Consider the following 16,515-nt stretch of genomic DNA (forward strand, 5'->3'; position numbering starts at 1 on the left):
GCTCACGCGTCGATCCGATCCCTGTCCAGCTCGTTGGCGCCGGCGATGATGAAGTCCTTCCGCGGCGCCACATCGTTGCCCATGAGCAAATCGAACACCGTCTCGGCCGCCTCGATGTCGTCCATCGTGATCTTGCGTAGGGTCCGGTGGGCAGGATCCATGGTGGTTTCGGCGAGCTGGTCGGCGTCCATCTCCCCCAGACCCTTGTAGCGCTGGATCGGCTCCTTGTAGCGGCGGCCCGCCTTCTCCAGGGTACGGAGCAGCTGGCGCAACTCGGCCTCGGAGTACGTATAGGTGATAGAACCCTTGCGCTTGCCCTGAGCGGTCGTCTCCACTCGGTGCAATGGCGGCACAGCAGCGAAAACGCGGCCCGCCTCGACCAGTGGTCGCATGTACCGGAAGAAGAGGGTCAGCAGCAACGTGCGGATGTGGGCGCCGTCGACGTCCGCGTCGGTCATCAGCACGATCTTGCCGTAGCGCACGGCATCAAGCTCGAACGAACGACCGGATCCCGCTCCGATCACCTGGATGATCGAGGCGCATTCAGCGTTCTTGAGCATATCCGCGAGAGAAGCCTTCTGAACGTTCAGGATTTTCCCACGGATCGGCAGCAGCGCTTGGAAGTCGGACTGCCGCGCCAGCTTGGCGGTGCCCAGAGCACTGTCACCCTCGACGATGAACAACTCCGAGCGTTCCACATCGTCACTGCGGCAGTCGGCCAGCTTCGCGGGCAGGGTTGAGGTCTCCAGCGCGTTCTTGCGCCGCGAGATCTCCTTATGAGTGCGTGCCGCGATACGTGCCCGCATCTCGCCGACGACCTTCTCGAGCAACGTTGCAGCCTGCGCCTTCTCGGTGCGCTTGGCAGAAGTGAGCAGAGCGGTGATCTCGGTGTCGATCACCTTGGCGACGATGCCACGCACCGGTGCGGTGCCGAGCACTTCCTTGGTCTGCCCCTCAAACTGGGGCTCCGGCAGACGCACGGTGACGACGGAGGTCAGGCCGGCCATCACATCGTCCTTCTCGATGCGTTCCTTGCCGCTCTTGCCAGTGAGTTTCAATCGGCGGGCGTTGGCCTCGATCTGCTTGCGGACCGCCTTGACCAGGCCCTGTTCAAAGCCGCTCAAGTGAGAGCCGCCCTTCGGGGTGGCGATGATGTTCACGAAGCTGCGAACCTCGGTGTCGTAGCCGATGCCCCAACGGAGTGCGATCTCCACCTCACAGGTGCGTTCGACCTCGACCGGGCGCAGGTGACCCTTGTCGTCCAACTGCTGCACCGTCTCCGTGAACGTGCCCTGGCCACTCAACCGCCAGGTGTCGGTGATGGCCGTGTCGGCCGAGAGGAACTCGACGAAGTCGCTGACTCCGCCGTCATGACGGAAGACCTCCTCCACCGGGCCGTCTTCGCCAGGTGTGCCCATCAAACGCCGTTCGTCCCGCACCGTCAGTTGCAGCCCTGGTACCAGGAAAGACGTCTGCCGCGCCCGCGTGATGAGCTCGTCATAGGAGAATGCTGCCGACGCCGGGAAAATCTGACGATCGGCCCAGTAGCGCACCCGGGTACCGCTCACACCACGCTTCACCTTGCCGACTTTGCGTAACTCCGAGTGATCGGTGAACGGCGTGAAGGGTGACTCCGGTGACACTGCACCGGTATCGTCGAACGTCCCCGGTTCGCCGCGATGGAACGACATGGCGTAGGTGGCCCCACCCCGGTCTACCTCGACGTCCAAGCGGGACGACAGTGCGTTCACCACGGAGGCGCCCACACCGTGCAGACCGCCGGACGAGGCGTAGGAGCCCCCTCCGAACTTGCCGCCGGCGTGCAGTTTGGTGAAGACCACTTCGACACCGCTCAGGCCCAAGGCCGTCACGTTGTCCACGGGGATGCCGCGCCCGTTGTCGCGGACCTCCACCGAGTTGTCCGGATGGAGCACGATCTCGATCGCGTTGCCGTGCCCTTCGAGGGCTTCGTCCACGGCATTGTCGATGATCTCCCACACACAGTGCATGAGGCCCCGCGAGTCGGTGGAGCCGATGTACATGCCGGGGCGCTTGCGCACAGCTTCGAGGCCCTCGAGCACCGAGAGGTGACGAGCGGTGTAGCTGGCATCCGTGGAAGTTTTCGACACGCTCCCCATGGTATGCGGGCCTGCGGGTGCCATCTCGGAACGCCACCCGGAACGGCGGAATCGGCTCCCGGCGAACCCGTCGCCGTTCCGCAGTGAGCGAACTCTGCCCTTCTGAGGAATGCGGCTGGCCGTGCAGGTGGTTACATGGCGGTGTGAGCACATTGACAGCCGACAACGCCCATGACGCACTGACCGCGGCCGACCGCTGCGACGCCTGCGGAGCTCAGGCATACGTACGCGTGCTCCTGGATGCCGGTGAACTGCTGTTCTGCGCGCATCACGCACGCAAGCACTCGGAGAAGCTGACCACGGTCGCCACCCATATCCAGGACGAGACCGAACGGCTACACGCCGACGCGGAGTCCACCGACAACTGAGCCAGCCGCAGCGCGGCACGGCGAGTGAGAGCTACTGACGATCAGTTCGGACCACTCCGACTGAGTGAAGCCACGCCTCACTGAGGCCAGGCTCGGCTTCGATGCGGACCGTCGCCGGGATCACTACGCTCGATCCCATGACCACCAACGCACACTCCGAATCCACCTACGTCCGGCTGCTCACCGAGCAGATCGGTCACGAGTTCGACGCGCACACGCAGTACGTCGCGATCGCCGTGTGGTTCGACGGCCAGGACATGCCGCGGCTCGCTGCGCACTACTACCGCCAGGCTCTTGAAGAGCGCAACCACGCGATGATGATCATCCAGTACATGCTCGACCGTGATCTCCGCGTGGCCATCCCCGCCGGTTCGCCCGTCCAGAACGACTTCTCCGACATTCGCGAACCGATCGCCCTGGCGCTGCAACAGGAGAAGCAGGTCACCGAGCAGATCGAGGCCATCTTCCAGGCGGCCCGAGCCGAGTCGAATGTGATCGGTGAGCAGTTCATGCTCTGGTTCCTCAAGGAGCAGGTGGAGGAGGTCGCCTCAGCCAGCACCTTGCTCACGGTGGCCGAGCGCGCCGGAGACAACCTCTTCGATCTGGAGAATTTCCTCGCCAGGGAGTCGATCGGAGACGGCGGGGAGTCAGCCGATGCACCGGCCGCGGCGGGCGGCGCGGTCTGAACCAAGGACCGAACTGCTAGAAACACTTCCGAGCCTGAATGCACAGGACCGCGGCGAATCTCGATGATTCGCCGCGGTCCTGTGCATCAGCCCTGTGGGCAGGGGCTCAGTCCAGGTAATCGCGCAGCACCTGCGAACGGCTGGGGTGGCGCAACTTCGACATCGTCTTGGACTCGATCTGGCGAATCCGCTCACGAGTGACCCCGTAGACCTTGCCGATCTCGTCCAGCGTCTTGGGCTGGCCATCAGTGAGACCGAAACGCATCGAGACCACTCCTGCTTCACGCTCCGAGAGCGTATCGAGCACCGAGTGCAGCTGCTCCTGCAGGAGGGTGAAGCTCACGGCGTCAGCTGGCACAACGGCTTCGGAGTCCTCGATCAGGTCACCGAACTCGGAGTCTCCGTCTTCCCCGAGCGGGGTGTGCAGCGAAATCGGCTCGCGACCGTACTTCTGCACCTCCACGACCTTCTCTGGCGTCATGTCGAGCTCCTTGGCGAGCTCCTCCGGCGTGGGCTCACGGCCCAAGTCCTGCAGCATCTGGCGCTGCACACGTGCCAGCTTGTTGATGACCTCCACCATGTGCACCGGGATGCGAATGGTGCGGGCCTGGTCAGCCATGGCGCGAGTGATCGCCTGCCGGATCCACCAGGTGGCGTAGGTGGAGAACTTGTAGCCCTTGGTGTAGTCGAACTTCTCGACGGCGCGGATGAGCCCGAGGTTGCCTTCCTGGATCAGATCCAGGAAGAGCATGCCGCGGCCCGTGTAGCGTTTCGCCAGCGATACCACCAGGCGCAAGTTCGCTTCGAGCAGGTGGTTCTTCGCACGTCGCCCATCCTGGGCGATCCATTGCATCTCTCGACGGAGTTTCGGCGCCATACCGGCGGCGTCGCTACCGAGCTTCTCCTCCGCGAACAGGCCCGCCTCGATCCGCTTGGCGAGCTCTACTTCCTGCTCGGCGTTCAGCAGCGCGACCTTGCCGATTTGCTTGAGGTAGTCCTTGACCGGGTCGGCAGTGGCACCGGCGGTGACGACCTGCTGGGCCGGTGCGTCGTCATCATCGGAGTCGGAGTAGACAAATCCACCGGCCTCCTCGGTTTCAGCAGTCTCGGCTGCGGTGGACGTCGTCGCCGGCGTGGCTTCATCGACCTTCGGACGATCCTGGTCGGGCGTATCCGAGGCGCTGTCCGCTTCCGGTACGGCCACGAGGGATTCCTTGTTTGCTGCCGCCTTCTTCCGGGCGGTGGCAGCGGTGCCTCGCTTGGCCGCGCTGGCCTTCGCGGGTGTCGCAGCGTCCGTGCCCCCGCTGTGCTCTGCCTTAGCCTTCGACGATGCAGCGGGCTTCTTCGCGTTCGGCTTCGAGGCGGACTTCTTCCCGGCCGGCTTCGATGCAGGCTGCTGGGCGCTTGGGGCGTCCTCGGACGCCGAAGGGGACTCCACGGTCGCGGTGGTCCCACGGCGCGGGGCCGCATTAGCGACCGCTCTGGACGGCACGTCGGTCACGGTAATCTTGGCTGTCTGCATGGCGCCGAGAACCTCCTTGAGACGGCGGGGCTTGACATCGGCCTCCTCACACGCCGCTCGAAACTCGGTCGCAGTGAGCGACCCGCGCTCCAAGCCGGTTCGGAACGCCTTCTGCAGAGCAAAGTGTTCAAATTCGCGGGGCAGCACGGCGTGGGAACGAGGCGACGGCACAGAAGACCTTTCGGCGGGAGACAAGGCGCGGACGGCGGACTGAACGTCGCGGCGTCCTACAATTATAACCGCCCAGTGGCGATGCGGCGGGGTGTAGGTATCGGAGCAGCGGAATTGAGGCCACAGGGCGAAACCACGGGTCGGCCGCGATGACCTCACCTGATGCGTACCCGCCACGGTCTCCAACGGCCGATGGGCGCGAGATGTTCCCTGGCGCCGACACCCGTGCACTGTCTGCAGGTCCCGTACCGGACCGGCGAAGGTGCGGAGCGGATCTAGGGGCCAGGCGGGGAGCCCGCCATCCCCTCGGCCACGGCGATGCACTCGCGCTCGACTTCCTGCCCGTCGATCAGCGCGACGATGTGGTCCTACGAGAGCTCGGGCTTGACGGCGAGCACTGGGCAGGGCGCGTCCAGCAGGATGCGCTGTGCGTTCGAACCCAGAATCAACTTTCCAAGTGGCGATCGCCGACGCAAGCCGATGACGATCAGCGAAGCGTTGAGTGACTCGGCAGCTGCCATCAGCGCCTCCGCCACGTCACTACCCGGTGCCACGCTGCGCACTTCCCTCAGCAGCTCACCGTCGATACGTTGCCGCACCTCATCCGCAGCCAGATCGACGTCTGCTTGTTCGGCACCCCGCGGCGCGTGCACCACGACTGTCACTGTGTCTCCTCGCCGACCCGCCTCTTCGACGGCCGCCTCGAGCGCGGCGCGCCCCTCGGCGGTGGCGATGAATCCGACCACGATCACGTCGCACTCCTCCCGTTGCCCACGCGCCGACCCTAGCGCGTCCCGATGGAAGTAGCAGATCGTCCCACTGTGCCGACATGTCTCGGCCCGTCGTGAGGGCCGCCGTCTCAGGCCGAACGGGGTTCGCGTACCCACCCCGGAGCGACACCGCCGGCAACCACGGCACTGAGCAGCCGTGCGAGCGGATAGCTCGAGTCGATCTGCGCAACCCGTTCGAGCAGCAAGGCCGCGCGCGCTCCGTCACCACCCCACCAGGCCAGCCACGCTGCCGTGCTCAGGACGGGCACTCGCCATCGCCGACTGGCATGCGCTCCCAGGAGCCCCAAGGCCGCGTTTGCTGCGTGGAGCCTGCCTTCGTGTGGGTTCACGCTACCCGTGAAGAGCGCCTCAAGGACGGCCCCTCGTTCTCGGTCCGAAAGAGCCCGCCCCGTGGCCGCCCAGAGCAGCACACCGTCGCGCACCCAGTCATCCGCCAGACCCGCCAGAACCGCACCAACGAGGGCGGGCTCAATCGGAGCCGCGAGCTCCTGACCCGGCTGCCCGATTCGATCGATGAGTTCCACCCAGCGACGTAACGCGAGACGCCGCCATCGCATGGGATCGATGCGGTCACGGCGTCCCTCATATCGGGTAGCAGCTGCGCTCGCCGCGCGTCGGCCGGGCGCCGACCGTTCCATATCGGCCACAAGCTCCCTGCGGGTGGAGGCGTAGGAGTGACCGCGGAACACCATGGTGGCAGTGACCTCAGATTCCTCCAGTATCGCCGCGGGCCGACCGGCGGCTGGGCAGCACGGCGGATCAGAGCACTCCACGCATCGGAACGCCTCATCCGAGAGCAACCACGTCGTGGCTGGATCGGCCCATGGCGTCTGCAACCACCATCGCAGCACCTCCCCCGCATCCCCCTTGCGATGCGAGATTCGCAACCAAGGCTCGTTGCTGACGAGCACGAACAAGGCACCGACCGCACTCTCGCGCGCAAGGTGACGTTCCGCTTCTGCCTGCAGCCGGGGTTCTCGGGCCAGGTCGGCGAGATCGAAGCGTGCCACCACGCCGATGGACATGCTGTCGGCGGATCGCCGCAAGGCGACCATGACAGCGGATTCGTGTGGCTGGAAGCCGAGCTGAAAGGGTAGCCAGGACAGCACGTCCACCGGATCGTCTAGCGCGATGCGCAGCGGTGGGTGTGCGGTCGCCTCGGGAATGCCGGTGATGTCGTCCATGGCAACCATCTGAGTCCATGGAACTGCGGCACGCTGTCGCCGGCCGAGGGGGGTGTGGGTTCCAGTGCAACGCGTGCCGCCGCGATGGACAACGCCGACCACGCGAACCCCTGTGGACACGGCACCGATGGTGGATGTCTCTCCTCTCGAGAGTTATGGCTGCCACCGCGGGGCCCACTTTCGCGACGATGACGCCCGCGCACATGGGCGGCTGGGCACATCGGCACATCGGCACATCGGCAGGACCGTAGGCTGGACGACGTGCGCGCCACCGACTCCGAGACCCGACTCGACCACCTTCGTGCAGCGGTCGCGGACCGCGTGCTGACGAGCTTGACCGAAGTGATGGCAGCACACGAGGAGGTGGGCCCTGAGATCGGTGATCTGGGCACTGTGGCCGCGGACATGCTTGCGGGAGGTAAACGCCTCCGGGCCTCCTTCGCAGCGGCCGGATGGATGGCTTTCGGGGGCGCCGACCTCGATGATCGGATCATCGCAGCCGGAGCCGGGCTCGAACTCTTCCAGATGGCCGCTCTAGTGCATGACGACGTCATCGACGACTCCCACACTCGGCGTGGACGCCCAGCCGCACATCGCCAACTCGCTACCCGTCACCACCAGCTCTCCATGGTCGGCGATGCCGACCGCTTTGGTGCCTCGGCCGCCGTCCTCCTCGGCGATCTCCTCGTGGTGGCATCCACGCGAGAGCTGGACGATGCGCTCGACCGTCTTCCTGACTCCGAACGGCGCTCCGCCCGCCGCATCGTGACGGACATGATGGCCGGGGTGACCTTCGGCCAGTACCTCGACATCTACGCCCAATCTGCGCCCTGGGCCGACGATCCCACTGTGGACCTCGACAGGGCACGACGCGTCTTGCGAGCCAAGGCCGCGCGCTACAGCGTGGAGCAACCGCTGTGCCTCGGCGCGACCATGGCCGGTGCACCGCCAGCCGGAGTCCGCGCGTGCGCCGAGATCGGCTTACCGATCGGCGAGGCTTTCCAACTCAGGGATGACCTGCTCGGCGTCTTCGGCGATCCGGCACTGACGGGCAAACCCGCTGGTGACGACCTTCGGGAAGGAAAGCGGACCGTGCTGATCGCGACCACGTTGCAGCGTGCTGGGACCGAAGCCGCTCGCGAGTTGCGTCACGCCATCGGGAACCCTGAGCTCGACGCAGATGCGCTCACCCGAGCGCGCGAGATCATCGTCGCGACCGGTGCGCCCTCGGCCGTCGAAGCACTCATCGCCGAGCGGACCAGCGAGGGACTCGCGGCCATCGCTTCGGCACCGTTGACGAAACCGGCGGCGGACGCCCTTCGGGCTCTGGCGGCTGCGGCGGTGTCCCGCACCGCCTGAGCCTAGAAGGCCAAGTGCTGCGCCGCACGTCGGACGGCGTGCGTCCGACCGCGTCGAAGTGCATCGATCGGGCGTTCGTCCAACTCCTCGTTCGGGGCGAAGAGCCAGACCACGATCTCCTCGTCATCGAAACCTGAATCGCCCAGCTGCATCACAGTGCCACGCAACGAGCTCAAGACGACATAACCGGGCTCCCCAGGCTCACCAGATGCGAGGAACTCCTCAGGGACGGACCACACCCGATTCGCTCCGCGCCGCACGGCCACCAGCCGCCGTTCGGCCACCAGGTCCCGGACGTCCCGCAGCCGCGAGTCCAGGGCGTCGGCCACTTCCGGCAGGCTCAGCCACCGGCTGCTCTCAATCGGGCTCTCAGTCACGGCCTGAGCCTACGGGTCAGCGCCGTGGAGGACGAACGGGTTGTCAGCACCGACCGGCAACCACTACTGTCACAACTGTCTCACCATTCTCATACACCTCACTCACCACAATCGTCACGTCAGACACGCCGTGTCGCCGATCAAGGCGACGGACACTTCGGGGGAATCCGCCCATGACTCGCAGCACGCGCAGCGCCAGGACGCGCCGCACCACGTCCGTCACGACCTTGGGCGCGATCGGCGCGGCCACCGCCGTCGGCCTCACCGCTACCGCCGCACCCGCCGCCGCGGCACCCGCCACGGTCGACGTGACGCGAGAGCTCAGCAGCGCCCCTCAGCTCGCTTCCCGCCACAGCGTCGGCGTGGCGAGTGTCGATCGTGCCCCCTCGGACACGATCTACACGGTGCGCGCGGGCGACACCGTCAGTCATCTTGCCCTGCGGTATGACACCACGGTGCGCGCCATCGTGAACGCCAACGACCTCGGGTCGCGTGCGATTATCCGCATCGGACAGACCCTACGCATCCCCGGATCCGGCTCCTCCAGCAGCGGCTCCTCCACGGGTTCGAGTTCCAGCAGTTCGAACTCGTCTGGCTCCAGCTCCAGTTCGAGCAATGGGGCCACCTATCGGGTGCGTGCGGGTGACACGGTCTCGGGCATCGCCGCCCGGCACGATTCCTCCGTGCGCGCCATCATCAACGCCAACAACCTCAACTCCAACGCCCTGATCCGCATCGGCCAGACCCTGCGCATCCCTGGCTCCAACTCCTCCAGCAGCGGCTCCTCCACCTCCAACTCCTCAGGCAGCGGCTCGTCGCAGTCCTCCAACTCCTCGAGCGGGTCCTCGACCACTGCCTCCAGCTACCGCGTCCGGGCGGGTGACACGGTCTCAGGCATCGCCGCCCGGCACGGCTCCTCCGTGCGCGCCATCATCAACGCCAACAACCTCAACTCCAACGCCCTGATCCGCATCGGCCAGACCCTGCGCATCCCTGGCTCCAGCTCCTCCAACGGCGGCTCTTCCACCTCCAACTCCTCAGGGTCGGGAACCTCCGGTAGTTCGAGCAGTTCCTCGGGTTCCTCGAGTTCGAACGACTCGACGGCGAGCACCACGCATCGCGTCATCTCCGGCGACACGGTCTCGGGCATCGCCGCCCGCTACGGCAGCAGTGTGCGCGCCATCATCGATGCCAACAATCTCGGCGCATCAGCCGCGATCCGGGTCGGACAGAGCTTGCGGATCCCGGCCGGCCTGGTCTCCAACACCTTCCTGCACTACACCTACTCCTCTGACGTCACCGCAGCCGCCAACGCGAACAAGCGCACGCTGCTGGCGGCAGATCTGCCCAGTCGGTCCCAGATGCAGTCACTCATCCGGCAGACCGCGAATCGGATGGGCGTTGACCCTGCCCTTGCGCTCGCCGTGGCGTATCAGGAGTCCGGTTTTGATATGGCAGCCGTCTCCCCCGCCAACGCGATCGGCGTCATGCAGGTGATTCCTTCGTCCGGCGAATGGGCCTCCACCCTCGTCGGACGCGAGCTCAACCTGCTCGATCCGCAGGACAACGTGACGGCCGGCATCGCCATCCTGCGGACACTGCATCGCGTGGCAGACAATGACCGCGAGGCGATCGGCGGCTACTACCAGGGACTCGGCTCAGTCCAGCGCAACGGCTTGTATGACGACACTCGCCGGTACGTGGCTAACGTGCAGACGCTGATGACACGCTACGGCTGAGGCCCGCCGATCGCGGCCAGCGCCCATACACTCGGCTCATGGCCACCACTGTCGCCGACCCGCTGATCGGCCGCTTGGTCGACAGCAGGTACGAAATCACCGCGCGCATTGCTCGCGGTGGTATGGCGACCGTCTACCGAGCGCTGGATCGCCGCCTCGATCGCATTGTCGCGCTGAAGGTGATGCACGCACACCTGGCCGAGGGCGCGGATGTCGCCGCCCGGTTCCGCCGAGAGGCCCGCGCTGCCGCCAGGTTGGCCCACCCGGGCGTCGTCGGGGTGTTCGATCAGGGCAGTGCCGATGACCTGAACTACCTCACCATGGAGTTCGTTGACGGCACGAACCTGCGCACCGTGCTGCGCCGTCGCGGCGCGCTCCCCGTCGGTGAGGCGCTCCGGCTGATCGAACATGTCTTGAGCGCGTTGGCGGCCGCACACCACGCTGGCCTTGTCCATCGAGACGTGAAGCCGGAGAACATCCTGGTCGCTCATACCGGCGAGGTGAAGGTGGCCGACTTCGGATTGGCCCGTGCCGTCAGCGAGGCGACGGCGGCATCCACCGGCAGCCTCCTCGGCACCGTCGCCTACCTCTCCCCCGAGATCGTCACCTCCGGAAACGCCGACGCTCGTGCCGACATCTACGCCGTCGGTGCCATGCTGTTCGAGATGCTCACCGGCCACCAGCCATTCCGCGGTGAGACGCCGATCCAGGTGGCCTACCAACACGTGCACGACGTCGTACCCGCACCATCGGAGTCCGTGCCGTGGCTCCCGTTCGAGGTGGACGAACTCGTCCTGCGAATGACAGCGCGGGATCCGGCCGACCGCCCAGCAGATGCAGGCGCTGCCCTCGCTCTGCTGCAACGCACTCGCGACGGTCTGCAGACGCACCAACTCGGCATCCGCGCCGACGTCAACGGTACGGAGGGCGACACACAGACCCCGATGGTCACCGCCACCGTGCCCGCGGCCGATGACGTCGTCACCGAGGACTCCGACGCAACGGGGACCACCACGGGACTCGACCACACCGGGACAGTCGCGCTCCCGATCGGTGCCGTCGCCTCAGCACCCGCCGAGCCTGCCCAACGGCGCCGAGTGCGGCGGCGCCGACGCGCCGGCATCGCCGTAGTGATCCTGCTCCTGATTGCCACACTCGGCGGCGGCGGGTGGTGGTACGTCAACGTCGGACCCGGTGCCTACGCCGAGGTTCCGGACGTCGCCGGTGCCGAGGAGGCAGACGCCCTTGCCACGCTCGAGTCGGGCGGTTTCGTCCCCGTCACCACCGCCGAGCACTCCGACGACGTCCCTGCCGGCGCGGTGATCAGCACCGATCCGGCCGCGGGGGCCGACCTTCTCCGCGGTGGTGAGATCACGGTCGTGGTCTCACGCGGGGTACAGATGCTCGCCGTACCCCGCGTGGCCGGCCTTCAGGAGGGCGCTGCGATCGAAGCGATCGAGAACGAGGGCTTCACCGTGGCACCAACGGTCGAGCAGTCCTATTCACAGGATGTCGAAGCCGGCGTCGTGATCAGCAGCGATCCGGAGGAGGGCACCGAGACGCGGCACGACACCCCGGTGACGCTCACGGTCTCCCAGGGCAGGGAACCGATCACCATCCCCGATGTGGTCGGCGCAGACGAGGATACGGCTATCTCCGACCTCCAGGAAGCGGGCGCCGAGCCCCAGATCGACGGGTCTGCTTATCACGACAGTGTTCCCGAGGGACATGTCCTCACACAGAGCCCCGAGAGCGGAGACGCACTGCGTGGTGACATCGTGATGCTGACGATCTCTCTCGGCCCCGAACTCGTCGAAGTACCAGACGTCTTCGGCGAGCAGTATCAAGACGCCGAAGCGGCCCTGGAAGCACTCGGCTTGACGGTCGCTCGCGAGAACGTCTTCGGTGGCGTATTCGGGACCGTGCGCTCACAGTCGGTCCCTGCCGGCGACGAGGTGCCGCTGGGAACCGAGATCGTCCTGTCCGTGGTCTGAACGACGCGCCGGCCCCTCAAGGAGTGGCGTCGACCGCGAAAGCCTCAGAGATCCTGGGGCACCGGGCGCGGAGAAACCTCCTGGTAGGCGTAGCGCTCCTGCCGCCACGCGTCACCACGCCGGTGATAGCCGCGCTGCTCCCAGAAGCCGAGATGCATGGATTCATCGGTCAGGTAGTTCCAGCCACGCACCCACTTGGGCCCTTTCCACGTGTACAGGTGGGGAACGATCAACCGCATCGGTGCGCCCCGATCGCGGGGCAGGGGTTCACCGTCCAGGTGCGTGGCCAGTACCGTCCGGGGCGAGAGCAGATCATCCACTGCCACGTTGGCGGCATATCCGAACTCCGCGAAGACCAGCAGTTCGCGTACGTGTGGCGCAGGCGGCGCAAGCTCGATCACGTCCGATGCGCGAGGGCCCGCCCACCGCTGATCCAAAGCGGACCAGCGCGTGGCGCAGTGCATATCAGCGACAACCTCGCGCACCTCCAGGCGCGCCATTGTCTCCCAGTCAAACACATGCTCGACGCCATCCACGGTGGCGCCCCCCACGGTGAACGACCACCGATCAGGCCGCGGCCGCGGCACCGGCCCGTAGTGCATCACGTCGGGTTCGGCACGCCAATGCTGCCCCGGCGGAAGCACTCGCTCCAACGGAGCTCCTGCGGCGTCCCTGGCATGATCCATCAGGATCCTCGCAGCATCTCCGCCACCAGAAACGCCATCTCCAGCGACTGCTGGTGATTCAGGCGCGGATCAACGAGGGTCTCGTAGCGGCGGGTGAGCGCGTGATCGTCGATCTCCTCGCTGCCGCCGAGCACCTCGGTGACATCGGAACCGGTCAACTCCACGTGCAGGCCGCCGGGCACCGTGCCCAGGCTGCGATGGACCTCGAAGAAGCCGCGTACCTCGTCGATCACGTCACTGAAGCGACGAGTCTTATACCCGTTGGCCGAGGTGATCCCGTTGCCGTGCATCGGGTCGCACACCCACGTCACCGGACGACCGTCGGCACGCACCCCGTCGACCAGCTCCGGGAGCAGGTCCCGTACCTTCGAGGCGCCCATCCGACTGATGAAGGTCAATCGGCCCGGTTCACCGTCGGGGTTGAGCCGGTCCATGAGGGCGACGGCATCGGCGACAGTGGTGGTCGGTCCGAGCTTGACTCCGATCGGATTGCGCACCTGAGCAAAGAAGTCCACATGTGCACCGTCAAGGTGGCGGGTCCGCTCCCCGATCCATAGGAAGTGTGCCGAACAGTCGTAGGGAAGGCCGGTCCGTGAGTCAATCCGGGTGAGTGGACGCTCGTAGTCCAGCAGCAGTCCCTCATGGCTGGAGAAGAATTCCACAGTGCGCAGAGCATCGAAATCCGCACCCGCGGCGCCCATGAAGCGAATGGCCCTGTCGATCTCAGTGGCGAACGCGTCGTACTGCGCGTACGCAGGGTTCTCCATGAACCCTCGGTTCCACTCGTGCACGCGCCTCAGGTCGGCGAAACCGCCCTGCGTGAAGGCGCGGATCAGATTCAGTGTGGTGGCCGAATTGTGGTAGGCATCCACCAGCCGCTGGGGGTCCGGCACTCGCGCCGCCGCGGTGAAGGCGTGATCGTTGACGATGTCCCCGCGGTAGGCGGGAAGCGTGACCTCACCTCGGGTCTCGGTGTCGGAACTGCGTGGTTTGGCGTACTGCCCGGCCATTCGGCCCATCTTGATGATCGGCATGCTCGCCCCGTAGGTCAGCACGACCGCCATCTGCAGGATGGTCTTGATCTTGTCGCGGATATTGTCGGCGGTGAGTTCACTGAAGGTCTCGGCACAGTCGCCCCCCTGCAGGAGGAACGCCTCCCCCCGGGACGCTGCAGCCATGTGCTCGCGCAACCGATCCGCCTCACCGGCGAAGACCAGCGGGGGGACTCCTCCGAGGCGTTCGGTGGCTGCGGCGAGTGCTGACGCATCCGGCCAGGTGGGCTGCTGCCGCACCGGCAACGCACGCCATCGATCGAGACCAGTCAGGACCGCGGGGTCGGGGATCACACTCACGGACCTCAGGATACGCACCGACGAGCCGCCCGCTGACCATGTGCTCACGACGTCCGGCGCACGGACCGCTGCCCCAATGACTCACCTTCACCAACGCCGGCACCCGGCCCGAACTCTCGGTCGGGCCGGGTGCCCCATGGGGCGGACCTCGCCGGCTTCAGTCCTCGCCAGCGTCAGTGCGCGGCCGGCTCGGCGGCCACCAGCGGCTGACCGATGCTGGCCAGCAGCTCACCGAACCAGTCCACGGTGACGTCGAACGCCTTGCCGCCGGCAATGCGGGTGAACGAAATCGCGCTCAGTCGATCGTCGTTCTCCTCGTCGTGCCCGATCACCCCCGATTCCCCGGCGAGTGCCGTGTCCACGGCAAGGTCGGTCATCGAACGAATGAGCTCGAGGTCGGCAGCATTCGCGGGGGCGGAGCGCGAGAAGTATCCGGACTTCTGCACCATCACCTTCTCCGCCCCGATCAGGTCGGCGAACTGCTTGGCGAACCAGGCACCCGGGTTGATCGTGTCAAGCATCACGTGACCGAATGGGTCGCGCTTGACCTCCTCGCCGGCGGCTTCGAGTTCGGCCACGATCTCGGGTACACCGGCGCCTTCAGAGAGGAAAATGTTCACATTGCCGACCTCATCCATGATCGAACGCAGCCGCGCGGCCTCGGCCTGCAGGTCGACCTTGAGCTCGGGGAGCAGCACGGCGTGCACGTCCCACCGCTCCTTCGTCAGGCCCAGACCGGGGTTCCACGAGCGCTCGGACCACCATGACCGGTAGTCGCGTGCCGCAGCTGCCGTGAGCCACCCGCAGTGCCGTCCCATCACCTCGTGCACGATCAGCATCCGCGGGTTCACCCGGTGCTCCCCGATGATGTTCTGGGCGAACCGGGAGGCTTCCGAGGCAGCGGTCATGGCACCGAGGGACTGCCGGATGGGGACGATGTCGTTGTCGATCGTCTTGGGCAGGCCCACCACGGTGAGGTGATAGTCGTTCTGTTCCAGGTAGCCGGCCAGATCCGCGGCCGTGGTGTTCGTATCGTCGCCGCCGATGGTGTGCAGCACGTCGACGCCGTCGGTGCGCAGGCGCTGCGCGGCTACCGCGAGCGGATCCTGGCCCTCCTCGACGAGCCCTCGCGAGACGAGATCCTTCGCGTTGGTGAGCTTGACGCGGCTGTTGCCGATCGGGCTTCCGCCGAACTCGTCGAGCACGTCGATCGCAGCTCGCGCCTGCTCATCCACTACTACGTAGTTGCCGGTGAGGAGACCGTGGTAGCCGTACTGGTAGGCGATGATCTCCGCATCGGGGAGCACCTCGCCATAACGGCGCACCAGGCCCGCGACGGCGGCCGACAGGCACGGGGCGAATCCGCCCGCGGTGAGCAGGGCGATCCGGCGGATCGGAGCATTCTGGGACATGTGGCGGGGGCCCTTTCCGATGGGTGTCTATCGAGGAGCGAAACGCACCGATCTACCGATCGGTACCTGCCCTCATGCTACTGATCGCGCGCCTGAACTCACTCACCCGTAGCACCGCACCCTTCTGTGCAGCGTTCGTTCCCGTCAGCACCTCACCGTAGAGTGAGAGGCATGCCCGAAGGGACTCCCGACGACAGCGACTCCCCCGCTGATCGACCCGAGCCGACCGACGCCGACATTGATGCCCGCTGGGCAGAGATCACCGCACAGCTCGGCGATCTGCACACGCAGACGGGCGATGCACCTGGCGAACGCCGGCCCACCACGGAGACGACGGGCACTGCGGGACCGGTAGAGCTGCCCCGTTCGAGCGAGGGTGGCGAGCGGCCCGGCACCGATCTTGCCGGACCGCGGGATTACACAGTGGCCGACAACGCCGAAGAGGCTGGTTTCGTGCCACCCGACCCTCCGCTCCGGGCGCACGATCCACTGCCGACGTTGGCGTGGTTCTTCGCCTTGGGTGGCCCGATCCTCACCGTGCTTTTCCTCATCGTGTGGCCCGCCGCACCGTCATGGGTCTACCTGGCAGCCATCATCGCCTCGATCTTGGGCTGGCTGGTGCTCTTGTGGCGGATGCCGCGGGGGCGGCGCTCCGACACTGACGACGGCGCAGTCGTGTAAGTCAGACGTAGTCGCCCAGGCGCCGATAGAGTGAGGCCAGCATCTCGACCGTGCC

General features: G+C 66.3%; 14 protein-coding genes. 6 read left to right on the plus strand and 8 right to left on the minus strand.

The features are described 5' to 3' along the window. Positions 1 to 2 precede the first annotated feature (2 nt). Entirely contained in the window at positions 3 to 2,129 is a 2,127-nt protein-coding gene (locus LQF10_RS09970; protein ID WP_231063703.1) for a DNA gyrase/topoisomerase IV subunit B, read from the minus strand. 152 nt (positions 2,130 to 2,281) lie between these two features. Between LQF10_RS09970 and LQF10_RS09975 the strand changes: the two genes are divergently transcribed. Together LQF10_RS09975 and LQF10_RS09980 are read left to right on the plus strand one after the other, a co-directional pair. Beyond that, positions 2,282 to 2,506, plus strand: a complete 225-nt coding sequence (locus tag LQF10_RS09975; RefSeq protein WP_231063704.1) for a DUF7455 domain-containing protein — start codon at positions 2,282 to 2,284, stop codon at positions 2,504 to 2,506. Positions 2,507 to 2,643: 137 nt separating this feature from the next. Then, positions 2,644 to 3,192, plus strand: a complete 549-nt coding sequence (locus LQF10_RS09980; RefSeq protein WP_231063705.1) for a ferritin — start codon at positions 2,644 to 2,646, stop codon at positions 3,190 to 3,192. Between the two features lie 106 nt (positions 3,193 to 3,298). Here the strand turns inward: LQF10_RS09980 and LQF10_RS09985 are convergent, their stop codons facing one another. The 3 genes from LQF10_RS09985 to LQF10_RS09995 all read right to left on the minus strand — a co-directional run bounded on the left by LQF10_RS09985 (position 3,299) and on the right by LQF10_RS09995 (position 6,860). Further along, positions 3,299 to 4,885: an RNA polymerase sigma factor gene (locus tag LQF10_RS09985; RefSeq protein WP_435531448.1), complete on the minus strand. Its 1,587-nt coding sequence runs from the start codon at positions 4,883 to 4,885 to the stop codon at positions 3,299 to 3,301. A gap of 368 nt (positions 4,886 to 5,253) precedes the next feature. Then, positions 5,254 to 5,637, minus strand: a complete 384-nt coding sequence (locus LQF10_RS09990; RefSeq protein WP_231063706.1) for a universal stress protein — start codon at positions 5,635 to 5,637, stop codon at positions 5,254 to 5,256. A 107-nt stretch (positions 5,638 to 5,744) separates the two neighbouring features. Continuing rightward, positions 5,745 to 6,860: a DUF4192 domain-containing protein gene (locus LQF10_RS09995; protein ID WP_231063707.1), complete on the minus strand. Its 1,116-nt coding sequence runs from the start codon at positions 6,858 to 6,860 to the stop codon at positions 5,745 to 5,747. 261 nt (positions 6,861 to 7,121) lie between these two features. Between LQF10_RS09995 and LQF10_RS10000 the strand changes: the two genes are divergently transcribed. Continuing rightward, positions 7,122 to 8,219 carry a polyprenyl synthetase family protein gene (locus LQF10_RS10000; protein ID WP_231063708.1) on the plus strand — a complete coding sequence of 366 codons (1,098 nt, stop codon included), beginning with the start codon at positions 7,122 to 7,124 and terminating at the stop codon, positions 8,217 to 8,219. A 2-nt stretch (positions 8,220 to 8,221) separates the two neighbouring features. Here the strand turns inward: LQF10_RS10000 and LQF10_RS10005 are convergent, their stop codons facing one another. After that, a complete protein-coding gene (locus tag LQF10_RS10005; protein ID WP_231063709.1) occupies positions 8,222 to 8,596 on the minus strand; it encodes an Rv2175c family DNA-binding protein in 375 nt (124 codons plus the stop codon). Positions 8,597 to 8,769: 173 nt separating this feature from the next. On the opposite strand from LQF10_RS10005, the gene LQF10_RS10010 reads away from it, so the two are divergent. Beyond that, entirely contained in the window at positions 8,770 to 10,335 is a 1,566-nt protein-coding gene (locus LQF10_RS10010) for a LysM peptidoglycan-binding domain-containing protein (RefSeq protein ID WP_231063710.1), read from the plus strand. A gap of 38 nt (positions 10,336 to 10,373) precedes the next feature. Continuing rightward, entirely contained in the window at positions 10,374 to 12,329 is a 1,956-nt protein-coding gene (gene pknB / locus LQF10_RS10015) for a Stk1 family PASTA domain-containing Ser/Thr kinase (protein WP_231063711.1), read from the plus strand. Positions 12,330 to 12,373: 44 nt separating this feature from the next. On the opposite strand, the gene LQF10_RS10020 is transcribed toward pknB, so the two are convergent. From LQF10_RS10020 to LQF10_RS10030, 3 genes are all read right to left on the minus strand, one after another. Next, positions 12,374 to 13,015 carry a molybdopterin-dependent oxidoreductase gene (locus LQF10_RS10020; protein WP_231063712.1) on the minus strand — a complete coding sequence of 214 codons (642 nt, stop codon included), beginning with the start codon at positions 13,013 to 13,015 and terminating at the stop codon, positions 12,374 to 12,376. Next, positions 13,015 to 14,367: a class II 3-deoxy-7-phosphoheptulonate synthase gene (locus tag LQF10_RS10025; RefSeq protein ID WP_231063713.1), complete on the minus strand. Its 1,353-nt coding sequence runs from the start codon at positions 14,365 to 14,367 to the stop codon at positions 13,015 to 13,017. Before LQF10_RS10025 ends, LQF10_RS10020 begins: the two co-directional genes overlap by 1 nt. Before the next feature lie 173 nt (positions 14,368 to 14,540). Beyond that, positions 14,541 to 15,779: a pyrophosphate--fructose-6-phosphate 1-phosphotransferase gene (locus LQF10_RS10030; RefSeq protein ID WP_231063714.1), complete on the minus strand. Its 1,239-nt coding sequence runs from the start codon at positions 15,777 to 15,779 to the stop codon at positions 14,541 to 14,543. 171 nt (positions 15,780 to 15,950) lie between these two features. Between LQF10_RS10030 and LQF10_RS10035 the strand changes: the two genes are divergently transcribed. Next, positions 15,951 to 16,460 (plus strand): hypothetical protein, encoded by a 510-nt coding sequence (locus tag LQF10_RS10035; RefSeq protein WP_231063715.1) that lies wholly within the window; start codon positions 15,951 to 15,953, stop codon positions 16,458 to 16,460. Positions 16,461 to 16,515 lie beyond the last annotated feature (55 nt).

This window comes from Ruania halotolerans, assembly GCF_021049285.1.
Taxonomy (GTDB): Bacteria; Actinomycetota; Actinomycetes; order Actinomycetales; family Beutenbergiaceae; genus Ruania; species Ruania halotolerans.